The sequence below is a fragment of the Williamsia sp. D3 genome (assembly GCF_000506245.1).
In the GTDB taxonomy this organism is placed as follows: domain Bacteria; phylum Actinomycetota; class Actinomycetes; order Mycobacteriales; family Mycobacteriaceae; genus Williamsia; species Williamsia muralis.
Genome location: NZ_AYTE01000014.1, coordinates 173,813 through 197,760 on the forward strand (window position 1 = coordinate 173,813; position 23,948 = coordinate 197,760).

The window sequence follows — 23,948 nt, forward strand, 5'->3', positions numbered from 1 at the left end:
CACTCCTAGCGCGGACGCTGCCGGACACAGATCACCACACACCACACCACCATCAATCGTCGAAACGTCACACCGTTTCGATCAGGGCTTCGTCTCGGACGAGCCCTTCGTTGGGCTGCCTCGCTGCGGACGAATCGCGTGATTACGCGGTCAACCCGCTGACTCATTCGACTGTAGGCAGCCAACTTTCGAGAAACCGACCTGTGTGATCCACACCAGGCCCTCCATCGTTGCGACGTCCGGATTTCACGGACGTACCCCACAGACAAGGCCCATCAGATGACCGAACTAATCGCAATGCTCACGCACAACGACGAGACCATCTCCAACGCGCGGGAAGTCTTCGCGGAATCGATCGACGCCCCGACGCGGCACTGGGGATTCAAAGACACCGGCCCTTCCACTTCCGAGTTGGCGCTACTGGCGCGGGACATGAAAGACGCCGGGAAAACAGTGCATTTCGAGTCACTCAAAGAGGAAGAGTCGCAATGTCTGGCCGCCGCCCACTTCGCGATCGACAACGGACTGGACTACCTCATCGGTATGGCATTCCACCCGTCGGTCGCAGCTCTGCTCGCAAAGGAGAAAGTGGGCTATCTTCCGACATGCGGAGGGCGCAGCGGCATTCCCCGGATGCTCCACGGATCAGTCGAAGAAATCGTGGCTGATGCCAAACGCATACGCCCCCAAGCAGATGGAGTCGCTCTGTCGCTGTACCGGTGGACCGACGGCGACCCCGGTGTGCTCGGCAAGGGCTTCATCGAGGGCGTGGACGGACCCGTCGTCGTCACCGGTTCTATCAACAGCACTGCCCGGATGGACGAGATCGCCCAGCTGTCCCCATGGGGAATCACCGTTGGCTCAGCACTGTTCGACGATGTGTTCGGCGCCGGCAGCTTCCGCGCAGGCCTCGAATACATGCGCAATTACCTCGACCGCGCTTGACTGTCACTACGGACGAAAAAAGCTGTCCGCCTATGTGATTCATATACATCGTCTCGACGTCGACACTCGCTCGACGCCGTCGCACAGAGCGGATAGATCCTTCTGAGACCGAGGAGTAAGACCGTGTCCTTCACGCATGTCGTTACATTCAAGTGGGATGAGCAAGGGGTGGACGAATCCGCTGTCACGACGACATTGATGACCCTCGTCCGTAGCCTGACGGGCGTCGACTTCTACCAGTGCGGTCCAGACGCGGACCTCGCACAGGGGAACTGGGACTACGCCGTGATCGGAGTATTCGCCACGCGCGACGACTTCATCGCCTATCGTGACCATCCAGAGCATCGGCGGATCCTTGCCGACCTCATCGTCCCGTACCTGGCAGACAAGACCGTCGTGCAGATAGCGACATGAGCGATGAACAATGAAGAGCAGTACCTACTCTCGCACGCGGAGCGGTGGCTGCCATTCGGCGGCCCAGACGAAGAAGAGGCAATGGTCGAGTTCGGCATCACGCGGTCGGCATACCTCCGTCGCGTCTGCGAAGTCTCGCAGCGATCCGACGACATAGCGTGGATGGACGTTCGCAGCCAAATAGTCAGTCTGCACCACGAGGAGAATCGCCCCGATGGACGACCGAATACAGCTGTACACCGACAGTAAATGGGAACCCGTCGTGGGTTACTGCCGGGCGTTGCGCGTGGGTAACCGTGTACTCGTGTCCGGTACAACGGCTTCCACACCTTCAGGGGTGATCGGTGGCGATGACATCGGCGCCCAGACCACCGAGATCCTGCGCCGGATCGATGAGGTGCTCCAGCGCGCCGGCGCACATCTGGAGCACGTCATCAGCACCCGAATCTACGTGACCGACATTTCCCGTTGGGAGGAGGTCGGCCGGGCCCACGGCGATGTTTTCGGACACATCCGACCCACCACGACCATGGTGGAGGTGTCGGGTCTTGTCGATCCCGCACTCCTTGTCGAGATCGAAGCCGAAGCGCTTGTGCCCTAAGAAAGTCGGAAGCGAGCGCGTCCCGACGCCATACCCGGTTCAGCTCGTATGCGCACTTCCGGGGTTGTGATCGTCACGGTCATTTGAATCCATCGCTGTGTCAACCCTTTTCGATTCCGCCATACTTCACAGATGCGGTGGTGGATTGATACAAGAGTCGCGGCGTCAGGGCCGGAACCGTCGAGTCCGTCGACCCGGACGGGTCGTCATGGTTGACAACACGTGGGGTGAACTGTCCGCCCATGACGCCGCGTACATCTATTTCACCGGTGCTGCCACCGAGTCGACAGTGTTGTCGTGCATGGTCATCGCCGCCACCGACGGCCGACCGCTGGCCGTCACTGCCGATGAGGTCCGTGACTACATCACGCCCCGACTGAAGGCATCGGACATGTTCGTTGCCCGGCTGGTCCGGCTGCCCGGCGATATCGGGACGCCCTACTGGACCCGACAAGCCCAACTGAACCTCGACGACCACATCACCGTCCACAACGCTGGGATGACCTGGTCCTCGGCACAGCAGACGCTGTCATCGATAGCCGATGCACCCGTGCTGACCGACCGCCCCCTGTGGTCGCTGGACGTACTTCCCGACGTCGTCGACCATCCCGACAACAGTGGTGTGGTCACCGTCGTTGCCGTGCGTCTGCATCACGCCGCGATCGACGGGATGTCGATGGCGGCCGTGATGTCCGCGATATGCAACGAGAAGATCCCCACCAAGACCATTCACCACCTTTTTCCTGCCCGTGAACGCCCTTGGATCACCCACCTCGTACGTGCCGGTGTGCGTCTACCACTAACTTGGATACGGTTTCTGTTCGCACTCGGCCACACCGTCGTCTCACGTCCACGCGCACACTCGGTAGCCCTCAAACACTGGCCCGCAACGCGTTTCAACACCGGATTCACCGGACCCCGCGCGACCACGATGTACGAGATGAAACTCGACGAAGTTCGCGCCATGAAGCGCCGCGTGCCCGGCGCCACAGTCAACACGGTGCTGCTATCGGTAATCGGTGACGCCGCCACCCGGTACCTCGCCGAGCACGATGAACGCCCCCAGACACTCTCAGCCCTGGCACCGATGTCCACCCGAGCGATCAACAACGGACGCGAGGCACCCACCAGTGGGTCGAATCAGTTCACTCCCCTGGTCATCGACCTGTCCATCAACGAACCAGATCCCGTTCGCCGACTGCGGCTCATCACCGAGTCCAGCAACCAGGAAAAGAACAGGGCCGCTCAACTGACGGCGAGTGACACCGCTCCACTCCTCGAAGTAGCGCCCGCCGCCCTGCTACGAATGCTCGGGTGGCTCACCCGCCGCCAAGCCTCCAGCCACGCCCGCAGGCCCCCACCCACTCGGGCCACCGCCAACATCATCGTGTCCAACGTCTACAACCCGAACCCGTCACAAACCATCTTCGGGCACCCCATCATCAAAGGCTTCGGCATCCAACCACTCACCCCGCTCTCGACCCTGGCCCACGCAGCGTCCAACCGAGACGACACCATCTCGATCTCCATCACCGCAGACCGTTCGGTCATGCCCGACCTCGACCGATACCGACAACTCCTCCACGCCACCTACACCGACCACCGAGCCGCCCTACAAGGCGTGGACGACCACCACACCGCCACGCAACCAGAACCCGCCCACAACACGTCGGCCTGAGCCGACGAACCCGGCATCGTTCAGCCGACTGCGGGTACCGCAAGCCCACGCGCAGGAAGCATCGTCCACTCCCCTTGATGACGGTGCTGCGACAGTGGCAGATTCTCGGGCCGGTTCCACCCGACACGAGGGTTACCCTCCGTCCTGGTCAGGCTACTGTCGGGCGAGACAGTGTCTGAGTTGATCGGGGCATGATGGGCGATGCGATGGATGTGGCCCGGCGTTGGGCCGGCAGTGGAATGGCCTTTCTGACAGGCGATCCCGATATAGCGCCGGATTTCACCCGGGCGCCGGTTCTGGACGCCGCCGCGCAGACGGCGGCACCTTTTGGCGTCGAAGCGGGCGTTCTGATCGCCGGTCGAGCGGGCCTGGCGGGCTATACCCGCGCCGGTCGCACCTCGGCCGGCGGCGGCACCCGAATGATTCGTTGCCGGGACGGCTGGTGTGCGTTCACGCTTGCGCGGCCCACCGACGTCGACATGCTGGGCGCATTGCTCGAGACCGACGAGTCGATCGTCGACCCCTGGCGGATGCTCATCGATGTGGCCGGCGATCGAACTGCGGAGGGCTTGGTGGAACGCGGCCGACTACTGGGGTTGCCGTGTTCCGTACTTGCCTCACATGCCGGAGAAGCGGTTGTCAGACAACAACTGTGGCCCACCTGTGCACCGCGTCCGGTTGGTGCCGATCTGTTGGTGGTCGACCTGTCCGCGATGTGGGCCGGGCCGCTATGCGGGCAGCTTCTGCGTGGTCTCGGCGCCACTGTCATCAAGGTTGAAAGCCCCGACCGCCCCGACGGGGCCCGGTACGGCAACCCCGACTTCTTCAAGTGGATGAACGGCGGCAAACTGTTCTTCTCATCGCCACTGACCGACCAGTCGGCGGCGTTGGCGGGGTTGCTCGACGTCGCCGATGTCGTCATCGAAGCATCCCGCCCGCGCGCGCTCGAACAAGCCGGGCTGAACGCATCCACCAGAGTCCCCCGGCCTGGACGGGTATGGGTGAAAATCACCGGTTACGGCTCTGGCCCGGACACCGGGGGCCGTGTCGCGTTCGGTGACGACGCCGCTGTCGCCGGCGGATTGGTCGGCGCCAGCCCTGGTGGCCCGGTGTTCTGCGCAGACGCCATCGCCGACCCACTGACCGGGCTCGAGGCCGCCCGCGCCGTCCTCGAGGCACTGAGCCGCGGCGGCGGCGAAATACTCGACATCGCCATGGCCGGGGTCGCGGCCCGCTACGCAGCTATACCGCCGCTACCACCTGACACAGACCTCACAGACATTGCAGTTCAACCGCCACCCACACCACAGATCAGCCGGATCGCGCGCGATGTCGTTGACACGCACTGGATCACTCAGCTCATCGACAACCGCCGGGGCAACCCGTGCTGATCATCGGCGCCCACGCGATCACGGGGAAACCACTGACCGTTCGCACCGACGCCGCGCTCATCACCGAGGTCGACGACCACCTCACCCCCCGCCCCGGCGAGGAGGTGATCGATATCGCCGGCGGCACGGTGATTCCGGCGTTACACGATCATCACCTGCACCTGCGGGCGGCGATCGCCGCGGCTACCTCACTTCAGGTCGGTCCGCCGAAGGTCAACGACCGCGACGCGTTGGCTCGCGTACTACGTGCGGCCACCCCCGGTGCCGACGGCTGGATCCGCGCTGTCGGCTACCACGACAGCGTCGCCGGCCACCTCGACCGCTACCAACTCGACGCGCTGCTACCGTCGGTGCCGCTGAGGGTGCAACATCGCAGCGGCGCCCTGTGGATCATCAACTCGGCCGGGCTTGCCGCCCTCAAAAGGCCCGACCATCCGACCGGCCGGTTGTTCAGACAAGACACCGATGTGGCCGCGGCACTAGTCTCCACACCGGTAGATTTTGGTCTCATCAGCGCACAACTGACGTCGTACGGGGTGGCCGGGGTAACCGAAGCGACCCCGGACCTCACGGCCGCCGAGCTCGACGCGTTCGACCAGGCCCGCCGCAGCGGCCGATTGCGCCAACGGGTTCTGGTTCTCTCCGCCGACAGCGGCCACGACACACTGCAATTCGGCCCCCGCAAACGCATTCTCGACGACGACACCCTCGACCTCGACGCCCTCATCCACTGGATCACCGACGTCCACGCCGGCCGAACACCGGTGGCGATGCATTGCGTCACTGTGGCGCAACTGGTGGTTGCTGTCGCGGCGCTTCGCACGGCCGGACCGACCAAAGGCGACCGGATCGAACACGCCGCCATGGTGCCCGACGACATGATCAGTGAGTTGGTCGACCTGGGAGTCACCGTCGTGACTCAGCCGAACTTCATCGCCGAACGCGCAGAACAGTATCTGCAGGACATCCCCGCCGCAGACCTGCCGCAGCTCTGGCGATTGGCCAGTCTGCAAGGCGCCGGAGTAGCAGTGGCCGGCAGCACCGATGCCCCCTTCGGCGACCTCGATCCCTGGGCCTGCATGCGCGCGGCCCGCGACCGCGCCACGATCTCGGGCACCACACTTGGCCCCACCGAACGTGTACCGGCGCGCACTGCACTCGAGTTGTTTCTCGGCGAACCCCACTCCCCCGCCACACTCCGAACGCTGTCCCCGGGCGCCCGTGCCGACATCACCATGTTGTCTGCGTCGCCCGACGTCGTACTCGCCGAACTCACCGCAGAACTCGTCTGTGCCACCATGATCGGCGGAATCGTCTACCAGCGCAGCTGACGCGGGACCCACAGGGGTTCAAGTGATGATGGTGTCGATCACGCCCCAGTCCAATGCCGTGGGCGCGTCAATCTTTCGACCGCTCAGCACCAGAAATGCGGTGCGCCACCGACCGATTCGGCGGGGAAGGCTCACCGTCCCACCGGCGCCCGGGATCAACCCCAGCGTCAACTCCGGCAAACCGAACACGGAATCGGGGTAAGCATCGACTGCACTGCTGAACGCTGCCATCTCCAAACCGCTCCCCAACACGGCCCCTTGCGCACGGACACCGAATCTCGCGCCAAACTTGCCGGCCACCAAGTCCAGGAGCAGCCCGGGGCTGTGACGGGTCCTGGCCAGGTGCGAGTGTGCGGGATCGCCGAACGTCCCAAACTCCGCGAGATCGCCTCCGCTACAGAAGGATCGACCACTACCCGCCAACGTCACCGCGTCAATCGTCGGATCAGCCAACGCGACGGTCAACCCTTTGATCAGGCCTGCTCGCAACGCGTTACTGAACGCGTTGTGGCGAGTCGGGCGGTTGAACGTGATCGTCAGCGACGACCCCTCCCGATCGAGGAGAACCGCATCGTCCTGCGAATGCGTCACGCGCGGACCCTGATCGGCCAACCAACCCCTGAACTCCGGGCCGGCCTGCAACGTTGAATAGGCCAGCGACTCCGTCACCAACCCCGCCACAGTGCTCTCCCGACCTGCCGCAGCCCGCAACACGTCATCGCACACCGCCGCCGCCACCGGATGGCGCGTCACATTCGCCGTGATCTCCGCGAGCACTGAATCGATGGACTCGACCCGCACCAAACGCCGATCGGCGGTCTCATGTTCGGTCAGCGTCACCGTTGCGTGATCGAGCCACCCCTCACTCGCATCAGGCCAGGCTGACGCGCGACACACACCGATGACCACCCCAGGCAACGCACCATGGGGGGCCGACTCGTCGGCACAGAGCACATCGACAACTTCCACACCTACACATGTACCGCTTCAACCGTGGCCGGCGCGAACCCATCAACAGCAGCCGTCAATCACCGACAGCCCTCGACCCCAAGCTCACCCGACGCCCTGGCTACACTGTGAACGTCCACCCTCTGACCGTGGTGACTGCGAATTCCTCTCGGACCGAACATCATTGGTTTCAAGTTCCATCTTGGAAGGCTCAAAGACATGGCACTCATAACTAACTCGCCGAAGGCCGATTGCACTGCAGTGCGGTTGCTGCTGCGCGCTGCAGTTGGCGGAACGATGATCGCCCACGGCCTCAAACACGGCCGCAGCATCGAGGGCACCGCCGGGTGGTTCGGGAGCATCGGATTCAAACAACCCAAGCTTCAAGCTCGCGCAAGTGCCGTGGTCGAGGTGGGTGCGGGTGTCGCCATCGTCGCCGGGGCCGGAACTCCGCTTGCTTCGGCGGCTGTAGTGGGCACGATGGCTGTCGCAGCACGTTCGGTGCACCTGCCGAACGGCTTCTTCATCACCTCCGAGGGCTGGGAATATGTTGCGAACCTCTCGGTGGCCGCCTTGGCCCTCGCCGCACTCGGACCGGGACGCTGGAGCATCGACCGCTCCCTGGGACTGGACACGAAACTCTCCCCGAACCAGGCCGCCGCTCTTGCCGCGGGCGTAGGCCTGGGCGCTGCCGGCGTCCAACTTGCCGCTTTTCACCGCCCGTAGCGGTTTGCCCGCCAGACCTCCGGTAGCGCCCTTTCTCCCCTTGAGAGCTGTTGTACCGAGGTACGCCGCCCTTGCGCTCGTACAGCACGCGACGCCGGCTGCCGAACCGGGCCTTGCCTGCGACGCACATCACCTTTAACCTCATGAGGAATACCCTTCGCCTTAAGAAGGCGTATGTGCGCTCAAGTGCGGGAAGTCGAGACAGCCATGTTCAGATTCGACGAGATCGACAAAGCGATCGCCGATCTAGCGGCGGGACGTCCCGTCATAGTGGTCGACGACGTTGGTCGCAAGAACGAAGGCGATATTGTATTCGCAGCCGAGTCAGCAACGACGCATCTCATGGCCTTCGCGGTTCGGCACTCGAGTGGCGTCATCTGTGTACCCATGGAGGGGCACGATCTGGACCGGCTGCAGATACCAACGATGGTCCACGACAACCGAGACTCCATGGGGACGGCATTCACCGTTTCGGTCGACGCCACAGACGGAGTGACGACGGGCATCTCGGCCGCGGATCGGGCTCGAACCGCGAGAGTCCTTGCGAATCCAGAATCGGTGGCAGCTGATCTGCGACGGCCAGGACATGTCTTCGCGTTGCGAAGTCGTCCTGGCGGCGTACTGACGCGCCGCGGCCATACCGAAGCCACCGTTGATCTCATGAAGTTGGCAGGATTGGCTCCGGTGGGCGTGCTCGTCGAGTTGGTCAACGACGACGGAACGATGAAGCGAGGTGCCGAACTGCGAGTCTTCGCAGACGCACACGGGCTATGCCTTGTTTCCATTGATTCGTTGGTGCGGTACCGGCGCCGTCACGAAACTCTCGTCAAACGCGGCGCGGTCACCCGATTGCCGACGCCACATGGAATATTCACTGCTGTCGGGTTTTTCGACAGTGTCAACAAGACTGATCACATGGCTGTCGTGAGAGGGGATGTGGGGGGCCAGAGCGCAGTTCCGACATGGGTTCACTCCGAATGTGTCATCGGTGACGTGTTCGGTTCGAGCGAGTGTTCCTGCAGGACAGCGTTGACAACCGCCCTCGAAAGACTGGGTGCCGGAGATCTGGGTGTGGTTATCTACGTGCGGCGAAAACCCGACACTCATCCATTGGACGCCGACCGCGAGCCGTCGAGAGCGAGCGGGAACGAAGGGTGCGAACCAAATATCAGCCGAGCTCAGTCAGCGGACGTTGCCGCTCTGATGCTACGGGGGCTCGGCGTGGTGTCAGTGCGGCTTATGACAGACAACAGCGACCTGACTGGGGCTTTGCGCGATGGGGCTGTCGATGTCGTCGACGGTGCGGGCGGCGGTCAACATTTCGCTCAACGAACCCATTCACAAGTCCTTGACACAGTTCCTCTGTGACAAGAGTCGGCCAACAACTACGGAAGTGAGCTTGTGAGTACTCCGCGCTTTCTCGTCACAACCCCGCTACCGGATCCCGCCAAGGACCTACTCGCCGCTGCGGGATCGGTCACGGTATGGGAACACGATCACACCCCGGACGAGCTTGCGGCCGCATGCGAGTCGGGAACGTACTCGGTTTTGCTGTCGCAGCTCACCGATCGCCTCGGCGCCGAGCAGCTCGCACACGCACGAATCGACGGAATCTCAAACTACGCTGTGGGATTCGACAACATCGACATCGCCGCCGCCACCGCTCGGGGAATCATGGTCGGAAACACCCCCGGGGTGCTGACCGCGCCCACGGCGGATATCACGATGCTGCTTATCCTGGCTACCGCTCGACGTTGTGTCGAGGCCGACGGATTCCTCCGCCGAGGGGAATTCTCCGGCTGGTCGCCGAATCTTTTGCTCGGCAACGATGTAACAGGTGCGACACTCGGCCTGATCGGATCAGGTCGCATAGCTGCCGCCACGGCGCGCCGTGCCCGGGGGTTCGACATGACGATCCGGCACTGCTCGGCCAGGGGCCGGCACGACGAGATTCAACCCGGGGTCGACGTGGATCCCGTGCTCGGCCTCCGGATGTCTTTCGATGAGTTGATCGAAACGTCCGACTTCGTGTCTATACACGTCCCGTCGGCGGCGTCGACACACCACCTGATCGATCGAGAAGTGCTGGCGCGAATGAAGCCGAACGCGATTCTGGTGAACACCGCTCGGGGTCCAGTCGTTGACGAGAACGCATTAGTGGGTGCTTTGCGCGACGGTGTTATCTCGGGTGCCGGACTCGACGTTTACGAAGACGAGCCTTCGCTGGCACCGGGGCTCGTCGACCAGGCCAACACGGTTCTGCTTCCGCATCTGGGGAGCGCCACCGTGGCCGTGCGAGCGAAGATGGCCGAACTGTGCGCGCTGAACGCGATCGCGATGGCACGTCGAGATGTTCCGCCGCACCCGGTGAACCCAGAGGCGTGGGTGGAACGACGGTAACCAGGACGGCGGTGGATTTCATTGTGCTTGACCACCCGAGTGGCTGTGTGGGGCGACCACGGGGGGTTCGCGCTTCGGGATGCCCGCAAGGTCGTTCCCACGCGAGGTCGTTTCCCGTTTGACAGCAGGAACGAACAACGCCGCGATCGCGGCCAACACGGCTGCAGCGCCCAGCATGGCGAACCCATAGGTGTACCCCGACTCGACAGGCACAGCCGATGACGACGTTCCGATGGCGACGACACTGGCCATGCAGGCCGCGCCGAACGAGCCCCCGATGGTTCGGATGTTGGCATTCATACCGGCGGCGACGCCAGTCTGCTCTGGCATCACCGAAGCCACCACAACGTTGGCCATCGCGCTGAACACCAACCCGAAGCCGAGTCCTGATACCGCGGTGGCCAAATAGATGTCGATGTCCGACGAATGCAGAAAGGCCATCATGAAGTGACTCGCCGCCGCGGTCAGGGACCCGATCACCAAGAGGTTCTTAGAACCCCATCGCGCGGCAAGGCGGCCGGAAAACACTCCGACAACGAACATCGCCACCGCGTTCGGTAGGAGCATCAGCCTGACTCCGTTACGGTGACGCCGAATCCGTATCCGGAGGCGACCGGTGTCTGCAGAAACTGCGGGATGAACCCGAAGCTCGCAAAAATGCCGAAGCCCATCAAAAGCGCAATGAGGTTGGCCGCCCACACACCACGAATGCGCATCATCTTCATGTCGATCAGGGGATTGGCCGATCGAGCTTCTACGACCATCCACACCCCCGCGACGACCACCGCGACCACCAGCAGGCTGACTACCTTCGCCGAACCCCAGCCCCAGCTAGGGGACTGACTGACCGCAAGCAGCAGCGCAACGAGCCACGACGACAGCAGGAAGGCGTTCAGCCAGTTGATTTTTCCGTACGTTTTTGTCGGAGACTCGGGGATGAGTACGAATGCGGCTACGCCCGCGAGGCTGGTGATGATCAGGGGGATCCAAAACAGCCAGTGATAACCGAGGATCTCGACGATCGGACCGGCCAACACGATGCCGGCTCCGGAGCCGACCGAGAGCAAAGCGGCGGTCAAACCGATTGCGCCAGAGACCTTGGTCTTCGGGAACTCGTCGCGGATTATCCCGAATGTCAGTGGCAGCATCCCGCCGCTGATTCCCTGAACGACCCGAGCGAGGATCATGATCGCCAAGGTCGACGCCAGCGCCGCAAGCAGTGAACCGACAGCAAGCGCGACGAGCGCGACCACCACCATGCGCTTTTTGCCGTACATGTCTCCGAGTCGTCCCACGATCGGCGTGAAGATGGAGGCCGACAGTAGATACGCGGTCAGAACCCACGTCACGTTGGTCTGGTTGGTACTCAGCTCCACCTCAATGGTGGGCAGTACGGGCACCACCATGGACTGCAGCATCGCAAAGGCCGCAACGGCGACCGCGAGAACGAAGAACGTGATCAGGTGGTGCGTCCGGCCGCGCACGGATGACATTGAGGCCCCCTGACTCCAGCCGGAGCGAACACTCCACATCGCGCCACCCTACATGTTTCTCATGAGGATTACCTCCGCGATCACCGATAGATCTTCGGTGACGCAATTGCATGGCGGCGGGCAAACCTCAACCGCGATCACATATCGGCAGAGCCTGCCGTCGTGGTGTTGAACACGCTCTGCGTAGACACTAGTGGTCCTGGATCAATCGCTGGTTGACGCCGTATTGGGCAGGGAGGCCAAGGTTCTCGCGTAGCGTGGTGCCTTCGAAGCCCGTCGGGAACCGTCCCCGCTCTTGCAGGATCGGTACGACCTCGTTCACAAAGGCAGCGATCCCGTCGCGATAGTTGTCGATCAAGATGATGAAGCCATCGACCGCGTCTGCATCAAACCACTCCTCGAGGAAATCGGCGGCTTGCACTGGTGTGCCAACCACGCCAGGCGAGGGGTCCAACACCCCGTGCGCGATGAGGTCGCGCGGAGACCATCCTTGCCTGGCCAATTTGAGGGTGCGAGCTGAACGTGGATCGAGACGATTCGAGCGGGCGGCGCTCAGCTGCTCCTCGGTGAGAGGATCGTCAGATCGCTGGGGATCGAGTCGCATCCCGAGAACGGCGCCGAGGTGCGCCAGCCGCTCACCCTGGTCCACTTTGCCGTCCATTGCGCGCCGCCTGTCGAGGGCATCACGGACTGTCGCGCCCAGGCCGAACATTGCAAAGGGAACGTATTTCACATCGTCAGGGTTGCGCCCGGCGTCCGCAGCAGCCTGCCGAATGGTTTCACGTTGGGCGCGACTGTCTTTGATGGTCATAGGCATCCCTACGACCGCGTCCGCGTACATGCCCGCCGCCTGCAGGCCATACCCCGAGCTGGCAGGCTGGAAGATCACAGGTTGACCCTGTTGTGATGGCGGGATGGGTAGGGGTCCGCGAGCACCGACGTGCCGACCTTGCATGTTGATGGGGCGCACGTGGGCAGGGTTCGCGAACATGCCGGCCTGATCCGGTTCGCCGGCCTCGTGTCCCCAACTGCCCCACAGTGCTTGGACGATCTGAATGACTTCATGGAGGCGTTCGTACTTGTGCTCCCGCGGGGGTAATTGCTTGCCGAAGTTGGCGAATGCTTCTGGTTCGTAGGTCGGAATGGCGTTCCACCCAGCGCGCCCTCTGCTGATGACATCCAGCGCTTTGAGCTGACGGGCCAGGTTATATGGCTCGTTCAATGAAGTGGACGCCGATCCGACGAGCCCGAGCCGCGTGGTCCCGCGGGCCAGGGCTGTCAGCGCGAGGATCGGATCAATGGAAAACCCCGGCGGGCCGGCAGACAAGTCGGACCGTAGGAAGACCCGGTCGGGCAGAAAGGCGAACTGAAAGCCGCCGCCTTCGGCGATCTGGGCGTACTCCACCTGCAAGTCGAAGTTCGTGTGCGCGGTGACGTCGACGCCGGGCATTCGCCACGCCCCAGGATGCACACCATAGCTATCACCCAGCATGACACCGAGCAGCATTTGCTTGTTGTTCACGAAGAATCCTTTGTGAGAATCAGCGGGCGCTTTCGTCCGCTTCGAATGCGGCGCGAAGTAGCGCCTTCAAGAACCTGCCCGTAGTCGGTCTTCGACTGACGTCTCGGTTCAGTGTGAGCGACTTGACGCTGCTAGTTCTCGTCTCGCGCGAGGACCCGAGGGTCGAGACCGTACTGCCCCGGGACGCCGAGATTCTCGCGCAAAGTGTTGCCCTCATAGTCGCGTGGATAAATGCCGCGCTGCTGCAGCAGGGGAACCACCTCATCGACGATGGCGTCCAGGCCATCCTCGAAGATGTCGGGTTGTAGCCAGAAACCATCCGCTGCTCCCGCTTCGAACCACTCCTGCATGTGATCGGCGTGCGAGGTGGCCGGACCCACCGCGGTGGGGTGGAAGTCAATGACTCCATGGGCGAGGATGTCGCGAACGGTCCAGCCCTGACGGGCGACATCCAGAGCGATGCCGGCGCGCGGGTCCTGCGACGGATGAGCTCGGGACAGCTGCTCGGACGTGAGTGGCTGATCGAACCGTCCGCGGTCGATACGAACACCGAGCATGTTCGCCAGATGGGGAACCTGTGCTTCGAGTGCTTCCCCCACGATCGCGATGCGACGGTCGAGACCCTCGCGCACGGTGGGCGCAATGGTGGTCATCAGACCCGCGAAATACTTGATCTCATCGGGATCGCGGCCAGCCTCTTCAGCGGCATCCCTGACCATCTGACGCTGTGCCTGGGCCTGCTCGATAGTCCAGACTTCGGCGATGAACCCGCTGGCGTAGCGACCCGCGAGGGACAGCAGGTGAGGACTAGGCCCCCCCGAGGAGAAGATCACGGGCTGACCCTGCTCGGAGGGAGGGATGGCAAGTGGGCCGCGTGAAGCGACATAGGTGCCTTGCATGTTGATGGGTCGCAGTTTGGAGCCGTCCACGTACTCACCCGACGCCTGATTCTTGATCCAGGCGTCTTTCTCCCAGCTGCCCCAGAGCGCCTGAACGATTTGGATGGACTCGTGCGCACGCTGATAGCGTTCCGAGCGGTCAGCGACCGGCTTTCCATAATTGGCAGCAACGGCCGGGTCGCTCGTGGTGACGGCATTCCAACCCGTGCGGCCATGGCTGAGGACATCCAACGCTTTGAATTGGCGTGCGTGGTTGAACGGCTCCTGGAACGTGGTGGAACCGGTGGCCACGAACCCGATGCGCGACGTGGCCTGCGCTATGGCGGTCAGGGAGATCATCGGGTCGATGATGTTACGCACGCCCGCGTACTCGATGTCCGGCCTGACCGCAGGAAAGTCCGGGATGAAGAGGAAGGCGAACTTACCGCGTTCGGCCGCTTGCGCGTAACGGATGCTTGCTTCGATGTCGGCGTAGTTCCCGGGGGCGACTTGCGGAGCCCGCCAAGCGTTGGCCAACGCCCCGGATCCGTCATGCAGTGCCGTACTGAGGATGAGCTTCTTTTCTGTCATGGTGGTGGTCCTTTCGTCGTGCGTCAGCGGGCGAGGCGGTGCACGCCGCTGCCAAAAAAGATGAGGGGATGCTGCTCGGCGTCGCGATCAAGCTCGAGAACCCGCAACAGCGTCAAGGCGTGGTCGCCCGCGTCGACCTCGGTGTCGAGCTCCACCGTGAGTCGCGCCAGAGCGCCTGCCACGAACGCAGCACCGGACTCGACGTGCATATCGAGCCGGCTGAAGCGTTCCTGGGCCGGCAGGCGTAACTCCTGCAGTACATGTGACTGCTGCTCACCCAGAACGCTCACCCCCCAACGAGGGTTTTCTCGCAACACAGGCCAACTCGTTGACGTGTGCGCGAACGAGATCGACACCAGAGGTGGGTCAAGTGAGACCGAGGTGAAGGAATTGGCGGAGAGTCCAACCACTGCGCCCTCGACCTCGGCCGCAACAACGACGACGCCGGTGGCGAAACCGGCTAGCACGCCACGCATCTCGTGCGCGGTGACAGGCTCGGATGACAAGAAATTGTTGTGCATTGCCCCATCTTGAAACCTTCACATAGTGTCAATGTCAAGCTAGGCTGAGGTCATGAAGATCGGTGAACTCTCGGCAAAGACCGGCGTGGCAACCCGCATGTTGCGCTACTACGAGGAGCAGGGGCTTATCACCCCTCAGCGCTTGGCGAACGGGTATAGGGACTACGACGGTTACCTTGTCGACCGGGTCACGAAAATCAGCGGCCTAGTCGACTCCGGGGTACCCACCCGCATCATCGGTGACATCCTCCCCTGCCTCAACCAGCCGCAGGAAATCATCGTGCGAGATCCCGACCCCCATCTTCGCGAAATGCTGGTCAACCAGCGCGACGCAATGACCGAGCGTGTCGCTCTTCTCGAGCAGAACCGCGACGCCCTCACCCGATACATCGCCGCCATGGACCAAGCGATGCACCCGGCGTCATGACCGGTCGGCCCGCCTGCGGGCAGTGATCACGAGTTGAGGCGGACGGTTCGAGGTTTGCTGACGAAGAGGGTGCCGACAACTGCGCCACAGGCAAGAACCCCGGCCACGGTAAAGGCGGCTTGTCCTGCGCCGGTGCTCTGAGCGGCGTCGAGAACGCCGGCATCCGAGGTGCTCGCTCCAATGGTGAAGGCGGAGATCAGGACTGCGCCACCTGCAGCGCCGGCGAGTTGTTGGACGGTCGAGAACGCGGCGGCTCCGTCGGTGTAGAGTTCGCCCGGGAGTGAGCTCAGGGCGGTGGTGGTCATGGGCCCCCACATCAGGGCCTGCGTGCCGCTCAAGACCAGATATACGGCAAGGACTCGCCACACGCTGGTGTCTTGGTCGACGGTGGTGAGAAGCCAGATGCTGGCCGCCCAGACGATCGAACCAGGAATGGCAAGGGGTTTGGGCCCGATCCTGTCGTAGACGGGCCCGCCCAATGCAGAGACGATTGCGAGCATGGCCCCGCCGGGGACCAGAAACAGACCCATCTGCAAGGTGTCCATTCCAAGAACGGAGGTGAGTACGAGGGGTAGGACGAGCACAATACCGAAACCGTTCATGGCGACAAAAACCATCACGATTGCAGGCAGGCAAAAGGACCGGAACGAAAAAACTCGTATATCGAGAAAAGCGTCCCGATACTTCTGCAACCGAATTTGCCGGTACACAAATGCGCCTACGCCGATCAGTCCGATCAGGATTGGGACATAGGGGACGACGGGTGCGTGTCCCGCGACCGATTCACCGATCGACGCCAGGCCGAAGACAAGACCACCGAAACCGACTGCAGATAGCAAGAGAGACAACACGTCCAGGCTCACGCGCTCCGGCACGGTGAGGTTTCGCAACTTCATTGCACCGAGGGCCAGAACGGCCAGGACGATCGGAAGCATGAGTATGAAGAGCCACCGCCAACTCAACTGTGACAGCACCACGCCGGAAATCGCAGGACCGATGGCTGGCGGTACGGCGGTAACAGCCGTCACGAGAGCCATCAACCGCCCGCGGCGAGACGCCGGAACAAGACGCATGGTCGTCGTGATGAGCAGAGGCACGAAGACAGCGGTACCCACCGCCTGAATGATCCGAGCGGTGAGGAGTACTTCGAAATGCGGAGCAACAGCAGCTACGACCGTACCGAGAAGGAACAGAGACATCGAGGCCAGGAAGATCAACCGTATCGTGAATCTACGCATCACGAACCCGGTCGCGGGAATGAGTACCGCCAGGGTCAACAGGTAACCCGTCGTCAGCCACTGCCCCGCCGTAGGCGTGATACCCAGATCTTCCATCAATGTCGGTAGGGCCACGCCCAGGAGCAATTCGTTGACAAGGACCACAAACGCCGAGACCATCAACAACCCGATGATCATCGCGCCACCAGGCGCCATCTGATCGCCAGTGGCGACCGGACCGTCAGCCATGGCGCCGTCGGCTGTTACTTCATCCACAGGCGCAGCTGACGAGTCGTTCACAACTGTACATAGCCCTACTCACGAACCTTCACATAATGTCGACTTCAACTGAACTCGGCGGGCGCCTCGACTCCCAGGTCGCCAGTCGCGAGGTGCTCCTATGTCAGCACGAGGCACCCAGGTCGCCGAGCGGAAATGCTCGTGAACCCGCATGTCGGCGCCCACAATTTCCTAGGCGACGGTGATGCCGCCGTCGACGACGATGGTCTGTCCGGTGACGTATCCGGCTGCCGGCGATGCCAACCAGATCGCAGTGGCGGCAAGCTCTTCCGGATCGCCGGTACGACCCAGGATGAGCCTGGGACCTATGGCTGGTGGATACCCCTCGGGATACTGTTCCGTCATCTCTGTCGCGAAGTATCCTGGCGCAATTGCGTTGACCCGTATGCCTTTTCGGATGCCCCATTGCTGGGCGAGGTCGCGGGTGAGGCCCCCGATGGCGGCCTTACTGGCGGAATAGGCGGCCTGCGGGAGTCCGGCTGTAGTCATGCCCAAGATGCTCGAGATGTTGATGATCGAGCTGCCCGGTTGCATCACCCGGCCGGCTGCCTGTGCAGCCCAGTATGATCCGTTGAGATTGATGTCGACCACGGACCGAAATTGTTCGGGTGTCTCGCGGATGGAAGGTACCGCAGTGCCGATTCCTGCGTTGTTGATCAGGACGTCGATCTGACCGAACTCGGCAATCGCGGAGTCCACCAAGGCGTTCACCTGGTCTGGGTCGGAGATGTCGGTAACAACACTCAATGCGGTTCCACCGACCGAGTCGATCAAGGCGGCGGTCTCCTCGAGCTTGTCGGCGCGGCGAGCCGCGAGCACCACGCGGGCTCCGGCCTCGGCGAAGCCTTTTGCGAACGCGACGCCGAGCCCTGATGATGCGCCGGCGACGATCACCACCTTGGTGTCAACTGAAAAGCGTTCGAGCACGGTCATATACAGCTCCTCGTCCTGCAGTTTTCTTGTGCAGCGTTGTCGTCGAAGTCTTATCACGTGAAGATTGTTCGCCCGAAAGGACAGGCGGTGCACTCGAAGCTATTCGAGTTCGACGAGGAGGTCTCCGCCTTCAACGCTTGAAACCGTGGCGATGGCAACCCGTTTGACGGTTCCGCCCTGGGGGGTGGTGATGGTCGCTTCCATCTTCATCGCTTCAATCGAGCCGATCGCGGCGCCGGCGGCGAGGGTTTCGCCTGGCTCGACGACGATCGTGACCACGCCACCAAAGGGTGCGGCGATGTGCTTGGGATTGCCCGTCGTTGCCTTTTCGGCGGTGGTTTCGGCGACATCGAGGGAGCGGTCACGGACCTGTACCGGACGGAGCTGCCCGTTGAGAATGCACATCACCGTGCGCATCCCCCGTTTGTCGGGTTCACTGATCGCCTCAAGACCAATCAACAGTTCCACGCCGGGTTCGAGTTCGACACGATGCTCGTCGCCGTAGCGCAAGCCGTAGAGAAACTGGTTCGCCGACAACCGCGAGGTGTCGCCGTAGGCCTTTTGGTGCTCCTCGTAGTCCTTCGTAGGGCCCGGGAACAGCAACCGATTGAGCGTGGCGCGCCGCACCTTGGCCTCGACCGATCCGAGCTGGGCTGTGTCCGCATCAGTGAGCGCAACAACGGGTTTGGGCTCTGCTCTGCCGTGCAGTGCGCGGCCACGTAAGGGTTCGGGCCAGCCACCGGCCGGGTCCCCGAGCTCCCCGCGCAGAAAACCGATCACCGAATCGGGGATGTCGTAGGCCGTTGGGTTCTCGGCGAACTCAGCGGCCGAGATTCCTTGCCCGACCAAGGTCAGTGCCAGGTCACCGACCACCTTCGAGGAGGGGGTGACCTTGATCAGCCGGCCGAGCATGTGGTCGGCGTCGGCATAGGCGCCTTCGACGTCTTCGAACCGGTCCCCCAACCCCAGGCCGATGGCTTGCTGGCGAAGGTTGGACAACTGCCCACCGGGGATCTCGTGGGTGTATACCCGGCCCGTCGGTGCCGGGAGCCCGGACTCGAACGGGGCGTACACCTTTCGCAACGCCTCCCAATAGGGCTCCAGGTCGCACAGAGCCGCCAGGTCCAGGCCGGTGTCGTACTCGGTGTGCGCGGTCGCCGCCACGATCGCCGACAACGCCGGCTGACTGGTGGTACCGGCCATCGCCGCGCTGGCGCCGTCGACCGCATCCGCGCCGGCCTGCCATGCCGCCAGATACGTCGCGAGTTGCCCGCCGGGGGTGTCATGGGTGTGCACATGCACCGGCACATCGAAGTTGCTGCGTAGCGCGCTCACGAGCGTCGCCGCGGCCTGCGGTCGCAACAGTCCGGCCATGTCCTTGATCGCCAGAATGTGCGCACCCGCCTCTACGATGTGCTCGGCCAGGCGCAGGTAGTAATCCAGGGTGTAGAGGTCCTCGGCCGGATCAGACAGATCCCCTGTATACGATAGTGCGACTTCGGCGATCGTGGTGCCGGTCTCGCGGACCGCGTCGATCGCCGGCCGCATCTGATCGACGTTGTTCAGCGCGTCGAAGATCCGGAAGATGTCGATACCGGTCGCGGCCGCCTCGGTGACGAATGCGGTGGTCACGGTCTCCGGGTACGGGGTGTATCCGACGGTGTTGCGGCCCCGCAGCAACATCTGCAGGTTGATGTTCGGCATCGCCTCGCGCAGCTCGGCCAGCCGCTCCCACGGATCTTCCTTCAAAAAGCGCAGCGCCACATCGTAAGTGGCTCCGCCCCAACATTCCACCGACAGCAACTGCGGCGTCAACGCCGCCACATACGGCGCGACAGCGACCAGCCCGCTGGTGCGGACCCGGGTGGCCAGCAGCGACTGATGGGCATCACGGAACGTGGTGTCGGTGACCCCCAACGCCTTGGACGCCCGCAGATCCGCCGCAAACCCGGTCGGGCCCAACTGCAGTAACCGTTGTCGCGACCCGTTCGGTGGTGTCGAGATGTCGACGTCGGGCAGCTTGTCGCGGGGGTACACCGTGGCCGGGCGCTCACCGTGCGGTTTGTTCACCGTCACATCGGCGAGGTACGTGAGAATCCTGGTGCCGCGGTCCGCCGACACCCGGGAGGTCAACAGCTGTGGTCGTTCTTCGATGAACGACGTCGTCACCCGACCGCCGCGGAAGTCCGGGTCATCGAGCACTGCCTGCAGGAACGGGATGTTCGTCGCCACACCACGAATCCGGAACTCGGCCAACGCCCGGCGTGCCCGCGCGACCGCGGTATCGAAGTCGCGGCCCCGGCACGTCAGCTTGACCAGCATCGAATCAAAATGCGCACTGACTTCCGCGCCCAGGGTGGCGCCACCATCGAGGCGCACCCCCGCCCCGCCGGGGGTGCGGTAGGCGGTGATCCGGCCCGTATCGGGACGAAACCCATTGGTGGGGTCTTCGGTGGTGATGCGGCACTGCAGGGCAGCACCCCGGATCTGCACCGTTTCCTGGGACAGGCCCAGATCGGTGAGACTTTCGCCGGATGCGATGCGCATCTGAGATTGCACCAGATCAACGTCAGTGATCTCTTCGGTCACCGTGTGCTCGACCTGGATCCGCGGATTCATCTCGATGAACACATGGTTGCCGTCACGGTCGACCAAGAACTCAACCGTCCCCGCGCAGGTGTAACCGATCTTCGACGCGAACGCCACCGCATCGGCGCAGATCTTCTCCCGCAACCCCTCAGGAAGATTCGGAGCCGGCGCCAACTCAATGACCTTCTGATGACGCCGCTGCACCGAACAATCCCGTTCGAACAAATGCATCACATTGCCGTGCTGATCAGCCAGGATCTGCACCTCGATATGACGAGGTTCGATCACCGCCTGCTCCAAAAACACCGAGGGATCACCGAACGCCGAATCAGCCTCCCGCGCTGCAGCTTCGATCGCCTCCCGCAGACCGTCGATCGTCTCCACCCGCCGCATCCCGCGGCCACCACCACCAGCGATCGCCTTGACAAACACCGGGAACGTCATCGATTCGGCCGCAGCCATCAAGTCATCAACATCCACCGATGCCTCGCTCGAGGCCAGCACCGGCAGCCCCGCCGCTTTCGCCGCAGCGATCGCCCGCGCCTTGTTGCCGGTCAGCTCCAAGATCTCCGCACTCGGGCCCACAAACGTGATCCCCGCGTCGGCACACGCAGCCGCCAGATCCGGATTCTCCGACAAGAACCCGTACCCCGGATAAATCGCGTCCGCACCCGCACGCTGCGCCGCAGCGATGATCTCCTCGACCGACAAGTACGCCCGCACCGGATGCCCGGGCTCACCGATCTGATAGGCCTCATCAGCTTTCAATCGATGAACCGAATTACGGTCCTCATACGGAAACACCGCCACCGTGCCCGCACCCAGCTCATAGGCAGCACGAAACGCACGGATGGCAATCTCACCACGATTGGCCACCAAGAGTTTTGAGAACATTTGGGCTTTCATCCTTTGCGGCTTTGATGGTCGCCAGAACCGAGGAAATAGGGTGTTATCGGAACTTGGAGGTGCGTGTTACTGCAGGTCTACTTCGTTGACAAGAAGCCCTGTCGGACCGGCGCCGACCGACACAAAGGCCTCCGGGTTGAACGAAGCGACGAACAGAACAGCTTCAGTTCACAACCGGAGGCCTTCGCCTGCCGACCGAATTCCCGATCGCGATGTTCCCTTGAGCATGACGCAGCCAGCTGCGCCGACCGGCCGTCGTGGCATGTCATGACAAGGTCAGCGGCTGGGGTTCAGTCCTCCGTCGACTGCGATGATCTGCGAATTGATGAACTTGGAACCGTCCGAAATGAGGAACTCGAGCACCGGAGCAAGGTCGGTCTCGATATCGCCCTTCCTCCCAGACGACATCCGGCCCTCAATCATGCCCCCGTAGATTTTCGCGTCTTCTGGACTCATCTTCGCGCGAATCTCGTCACCCAATGTCGTCGCGACGACCGGGTTCACCGCGTTGCAGCGGATACCATACTTGGCCCACTCCAGACCGATCGTCCTGGTGAAACTGAGAACGGCTCCCTTAGAGGCGGAGTACGAGGAGCTGAGGATCGGTGCGTCCTTGAGTGCACCTCCTGCCGCGATGTTCACGATGGAACCGCCGCGCTCTTTCAGGTGGGGAAATACGGTTTCGCACATGAGGGCAGTGCCCTTCGTGTTGATGCTGAACTGCTTGTCCCACTCATCTTCGGGGGTGATCTCAGCATGCGACATGATCGGCAACCCTGCGGAGTTGACGAGTGCATCCAGGCCCCCGAGTTCCGCGACCGCGAAGTCGACGGTTGCCTTGATCTCGTCGAGATTGGTGACGTCCAGGTGCCGGAAGATCACCTTTCCGGGCCCGGCGTCGGTGGCCTCCTTGGCGAGTTTGGCCCCCTCCTCGTCCCTGATGTCGCAGGCGACCACAAGGGCGCCTTGTCGGGCAAAGTAGCGGGTGGACTCCCCGCCGACGCCACGGGCGCCGCCCGTGACCAGAACTCTCTTGCCTTCAATCGAGAACGGCATATCTTCTGCCTCCTCCCGAGACGAATCGTCTCAGTCGTTTGATGTCGTTGGTTTCGTGTGCGAACCGAACCGAGACGGCTCGGTTCGCCTCTCGAGGTGTTCAGCCAGACCTGTTGCCTTGCAACGCCGCTCTGCCTCGCAAAGGGGTCAGCGACTGGGGACCAGTCCTCCGTCGACTCCGATGATCTGCGAGGTGATGAACTTCGAAGCATCAGAGGCCAGGAACACGAACACCGGAGCGAGGTCGGTGTCGATGTCGCCCAGGCGTCCCAGCGGCACCGACTTCTCGAAAAATCGCTCGTGCGCCACCCGGTCGTCATCACTCATCGCCGCACGGACCTCGTCGAGCAGCGGGGTCTTCACGAGCGGACTGACACAGTTGCAGCGGATGCCGAACTGCGCCCATTCGAGTGCGATAGTTCTGGTGTAGCTGATGATCGATCCCTTGGAAGCCGAGAACGACGCGGAATTGATCGGGCCGGCCGTGAGAGCGACGCCCGCCGAGAGGTTCACGATCGAACCGCCCCGCTCCTTCAGGTGCGGAAACACCGCCTGGCACGTGTAAGCGGTGCCTTTGGCATTTGTGTTGAGCTGCTCGTTCCAGTCGTCCAGGGTCGTGTCCTCGGCGGGCTTCAGGAGCATGACCTCAGCAGCGTTGAAGACGGCGTCCAGGCCACCGAGCTCGTCGACGGCGGCGTCGACACCGGCCCTGATGTCGGCGACCTTGGTGATGTCCATGTGCCGGTAGGTCACCTTGCCCGGGCCGGCTTCCGTCGCCTCCTTGGCGAGCTGCGTTCCCTCCTCGTCCCTGGTGTCGAGAGTCACCACATGAGCGCCTTGACGCGCGAAGTGTCGAGCGGACTCGCCGCCGATGCCACGGGCACCCCCCGTGATCAGAATCTTTTTACCCTCGATCGAGAAAGACATATCTATACCTCCTTACGAGACGATTCGTCTCGGTCAGTCGTGTCGTTGTCTGCGCGTTGCGCTCCGCCGACGCTGTCAGGTGAAGCACGAGTGAGAACCCGCGAAAATGAAGGGACGACGGTGAGCGCCGGGCTCGATGTCGGTTCCGACGCCC

The 23,948-nt window shown here is 62.8% G+C and carries 21 protein-coding genes; 10 read left to right on the forward strand and 11 right to left on the reverse strand.

Annotated features, from left to right (window positions below):
* Positions 1 to 279 precede the first annotated feature (279 nt).
* The 6 genes from W823_RS39740 (at position 280) to W823_RS39765 (ending at position 6,360) form a co-directional block, all read left to right on the forward strand.
* On the forward strand, positions 280 to 945 hold the full coding sequence (locus W823_RS39740) for a hypothetical protein (protein ID WP_031331910.1): 666 nt from the start codon (positions 280 to 282) through the stop codon (positions 943 to 945).
* A 123-nt stretch (positions 946 to 1,068) separates the two neighbouring features.
* On the forward strand, positions 1,069 to 1,359 hold the full coding sequence (locus W823_RS39745; protein ID WP_023956928.1) for a Dabb family protein: 291 nt from the start codon (positions 1,069 to 1,071) through the stop codon (positions 1,357 to 1,359).
* 214 nt (positions 1,360 to 1,573) lie between these two features.
* Positions 1,574 to 1,960, forward strand: a complete 387-nt coding sequence (locus tag W823_RS39750) for a RidA family protein (RefSeq protein WP_023956932.1) — start codon at positions 1,574 to 1,576, stop codon at positions 1,958 to 1,960.
* Between the two features lie 208 nt (positions 1,961 to 2,168).
* Positions 2,169 to 3,638 (forward strand): wax ester/triacylglycerol synthase domain-containing protein, encoded by a 1,470-nt coding sequence (locus tag W823_RS39755; protein ID WP_023956934.1) that lies wholly within the window; start codon positions 2,169 to 2,171, stop codon positions 3,636 to 3,638.
* A gap of 191 nt (positions 3,639 to 3,829) precedes the next feature.
* Positions 3,830 to 5,029, forward strand: a complete 1,200-nt coding sequence (locus W823_RS39760) for a CoA transferase (protein ID WP_023956936.1) — start codon at positions 3,830 to 3,832, stop codon at positions 5,027 to 5,029.
* Positions 5,023 to 6,360, forward strand: a complete 1,338-nt coding sequence (locus W823_RS39765; RefSeq protein ID WP_023956938.1) for an amidohydrolase family protein — start codon at positions 5,023 to 5,025, stop codon at positions 6,358 to 6,360. Before W823_RS39760 ends, W823_RS39765 begins: the two co-directional genes overlap by 7 nt.
* An 18-nt stretch (positions 6,361 to 6,378) precedes the next feature.
* Here the strand turns inward: W823_RS39765 and W823_RS39770 are convergent, their stop codons facing one another.
* Positions 6,379 to 7,329 carry an enoyl-CoA hydratase/isomerase family protein gene (locus W823_RS39770; protein WP_023956940.1) on the reverse strand — a complete coding sequence of 317 codons (951 nt, stop codon included), beginning with the start codon at positions 7,327 to 7,329 and terminating at the stop codon, positions 6,379 to 6,381.
* Positions 7,330 to 7,527: 198 nt separating this feature from the next.
* On the opposite strand from W823_RS39770, the gene W823_RS39775 reads away from it, so the two are divergent.
* The 3 genes from W823_RS39775 (at position 7,528) to W823_RS39785 (ending at position 10,434) form a co-directional block, all read left to right on the forward strand.
* Positions 7,528 to 8,034, forward strand: a complete 507-nt coding sequence (locus W823_RS39775; RefSeq protein ID WP_031331915.1) for a DoxX family protein — start codon at positions 7,528 to 7,530, stop codon at positions 8,032 to 8,034.
* A 207-nt stretch (positions 8,035 to 8,241) separates the two neighbouring features.
* Entirely contained in the window at positions 8,242 to 9,402 is a 1,161-nt protein-coding gene (ribB, locus tag W823_RS39780) for a 3,4-dihydroxy-2-butanone-4-phosphate synthase (protein WP_152538030.1), read from the forward strand.
* 33 nt (positions 9,403 to 9,435) lie between these two features.
* Complete coding sequence (locus W823_RS39785) at positions 9,436 to 10,434, forward strand: D-glycerate dehydrogenase (protein ID WP_023956947.1); 999 nt, start codon at positions 9,436 to 9,438, stop codon at positions 10,432 to 10,434.
* A gap of 18 nt (positions 10,435 to 10,452) precedes the next feature.
* On the opposite strand, the gene W823_RS59555 is transcribed toward W823_RS39785, so the two are convergent.
* The 5 genes from W823_RS59555 to W823_RS39805 form a co-directional block, all read right to left on the reverse strand.
* Positions 10,453 to 11,001 (reverse strand): MFS transporter, encoded by a 549-nt coding sequence (locus tag W823_RS59555; protein WP_369792598.1) that lies wholly within the window; start codon positions 10,999 to 11,001, stop codon positions 10,453 to 10,455.
* Entirely contained in the window at positions 11,001 to 11,927 is a 927-nt protein-coding gene (locus W823_RS59560; RefSeq protein WP_369792599.1) for an MFS transporter, read from the reverse strand. The genes W823_RS59555 and W823_RS59560 overlap by 1 nt, the downstream gene beginning before the upstream one ends.
* A gap of 190 nt (positions 11,928 to 12,117) precedes the next feature.
* Entirely contained in the window at positions 12,118 to 13,449 is a 1,332-nt protein-coding gene (locus tag W823_RS39795) for an NtaA/DmoA family FMN-dependent monooxygenase (protein WP_023956949.1), read from the reverse strand.
* Between the two features lie 131 nt (positions 13,450 to 13,580).
* On the reverse strand, positions 13,581 to 14,918 hold the full coding sequence (locus W823_RS39800) for an NtaA/DmoA family FMN-dependent monooxygenase (RefSeq protein ID WP_023956951.1): 1,338 nt from the start codon (positions 14,916 to 14,918) through the stop codon (positions 13,581 to 13,583).
* A 23-nt stretch (positions 14,919 to 14,941) separates the two neighbouring features.
* Complete coding sequence (locus tag W823_RS39805) at positions 14,942 to 15,439, reverse strand: flavin reductase family protein (protein ID WP_023956953.1); 498 nt, start codon at positions 15,437 to 15,439, stop codon at positions 14,942 to 14,944.
* Positions 15,440 to 15,491: 52 nt separating this feature from the next.
* Here W823_RS39805 and W823_RS39810 point away from each other — a divergent pair, with 52 nt between their 5' ends.
* The gene (locus tag W823_RS39810) at positions 15,492 to 15,866 is read left to right on the forward strand and encodes a MerR family transcriptional regulator (RefSeq protein ID WP_023956955.1); all 375 of its coding nucleotides are present in this window, start codon (positions 15,492 to 15,494) and stop codon (positions 15,864 to 15,866) included.
* Positions 15,867 to 15,892: 26 nt separating this feature from the next.
* Here W823_RS39810 and W823_RS39815 read toward each other — a convergent pair whose 3' ends face one another.
* From W823_RS39815 to W823_RS39835, 5 genes are all read right to left on the reverse strand, one after another.
* Complete coding sequence (locus W823_RS39815) at positions 15,893 to 17,359, reverse strand: DHA2 family efflux MFS transporter permease subunit (protein ID WP_023956957.1); 1,467 nt, start codon at positions 17,357 to 17,359, stop codon at positions 15,893 to 15,895.
* Positions 17,360 to 17,554: 195 nt separating this feature from the next.
* Positions 17,555 to 18,316 (reverse strand): SDR family NAD(P)-dependent oxidoreductase, encoded by a 762-nt coding sequence (locus W823_RS39820; RefSeq protein ID WP_023956958.1) that lies wholly within the window; start codon positions 18,314 to 18,316, stop codon positions 17,555 to 17,557.
* A gap of 99 nt (positions 18,317 to 18,415) precedes the next feature.
* Positions 18,416 to 21,799 carry a pyruvate carboxylase gene (locus W823_RS39825; RefSeq protein WP_023956960.1) on the reverse strand — a complete coding sequence of 1,128 codons (3,384 nt, stop codon included), beginning with the start codon at positions 21,797 to 21,799 and terminating at the stop codon, positions 18,416 to 18,418.
* Positions 21,800 to 22,087: 288 nt separating this feature from the next.
* Positions 22,088 to 22,867 (reverse strand): SDR family NAD(P)-dependent oxidoreductase, encoded by a 780-nt coding sequence (locus tag W823_RS39830; RefSeq protein WP_023956962.1) that lies wholly within the window; start codon positions 22,865 to 22,867, stop codon positions 22,088 to 22,090.
* A 147-nt stretch (positions 22,868 to 23,014) separates the two neighbouring features.
* Positions 23,015 to 23,794 carry an SDR family NAD(P)-dependent oxidoreductase gene (locus tag W823_RS39835; RefSeq protein ID WP_023956964.1) on the reverse strand — a complete coding sequence of 260 codons (780 nt, stop codon included), beginning with the start codon at positions 23,792 to 23,794 and terminating at the stop codon, positions 23,015 to 23,017.
* Between the last annotated feature and the right edge of the window lie 154 nt (positions 23,795 to 23,948).

Coding starts and splice junctions, on each gene's coding strand:
- W823_RS39750 (WP_023956932.1), top strand. CDS start 1,574: ATGGACGACCGAATACAGCTGTACACCGACAGTAAATGGGAACCCGTC.
- ribB (WP_152538030.1), top strand. CDS start 8,242: ATGTTCAGATTCGACGAGATCGACAAAGCGATCGCCGATCTAGCGGCG.
- W823_RS39800 (WP_023956951.1), bottom strand. CDS start 14,918: ATGACAGAAAAGAAGCTCATCCTCAGTACGGCACTGCATGACGGATCC.
- W823_RS39835 (WP_023956964.1), bottom strand. CDS start 23,794: ATGTCTTTCTCGATCGAGGGTAAAAAGATTCTGATCACGGGGGGTGCC.
- W823_RS39830 (WP_023956962.1), bottom strand. CDS start 22,867: ATGCCGTTCTCGATTGAAGGCAAGAGAGTTCTGGTCACGGGCGGCGCC.
- W823_RS39805 (WP_023956953.1), bottom strand. CDS start 15,439: ATGCACAACAATTTCTTGTCATCCGAGCCTGTCACCGCGCACGAGATG.
- W823_RS39755 (WP_023956934.1), top strand. CDS start 2,169: ATGGTTGACAACACGTGGGGTGAACTGTCCGCCCATGACGCCGCGTAC.
- W823_RS59560 (WP_369792599.1), bottom strand. CDS start 11,927: ATGTCATCCGTGCGCGGCCGGACGCACCACCTGATCACGTTCTTCGTT.
- W823_RS39760 (WP_023956936.1), top strand. CDS start 3,830: ATGATGGGCGATGCGATGGATGTGGCCCGGCGTTGGGCCGGCAGTGGA.
- W823_RS39775 (WP_031331915.1), top strand. CDS start 7,528: ATGGCACTCATAACTAACTCGCCGAAGGCCGATTGCACTGCAGTGCGG.
- W823_RS39825 (WP_023956960.1), bottom strand. CDS start 21,799: ATGTTCTCAAAACTCTTGGTGGCCAATCGTGGTGAGATTGCCATCCGT.
- W823_RS39740 (WP_031331910.1), top strand. CDS start 280: ATGACCGAACTAATCGCAATGCTCACGCACAACGACGAGACCATCTCC.
- W823_RS39810 (WP_023956955.1), top strand. CDS start 15,492: ATGAAGATCGGTGAACTCTCGGCAAAGACCGGCGTGGCAACCCGCATG.
- W823_RS59555 (WP_369792598.1), bottom strand. CDS start 11,001: ATGCTCCTACCGAACGCGGTGGCGATGTTCGTTGTCGGAGTGTTTTCC.
- W823_RS39820 (WP_023956958.1), bottom strand. CDS start 18,316: ATGACCGTGCTCGAACGCTTTTCAGTTGACACCAAGGTGGTGATCGTC.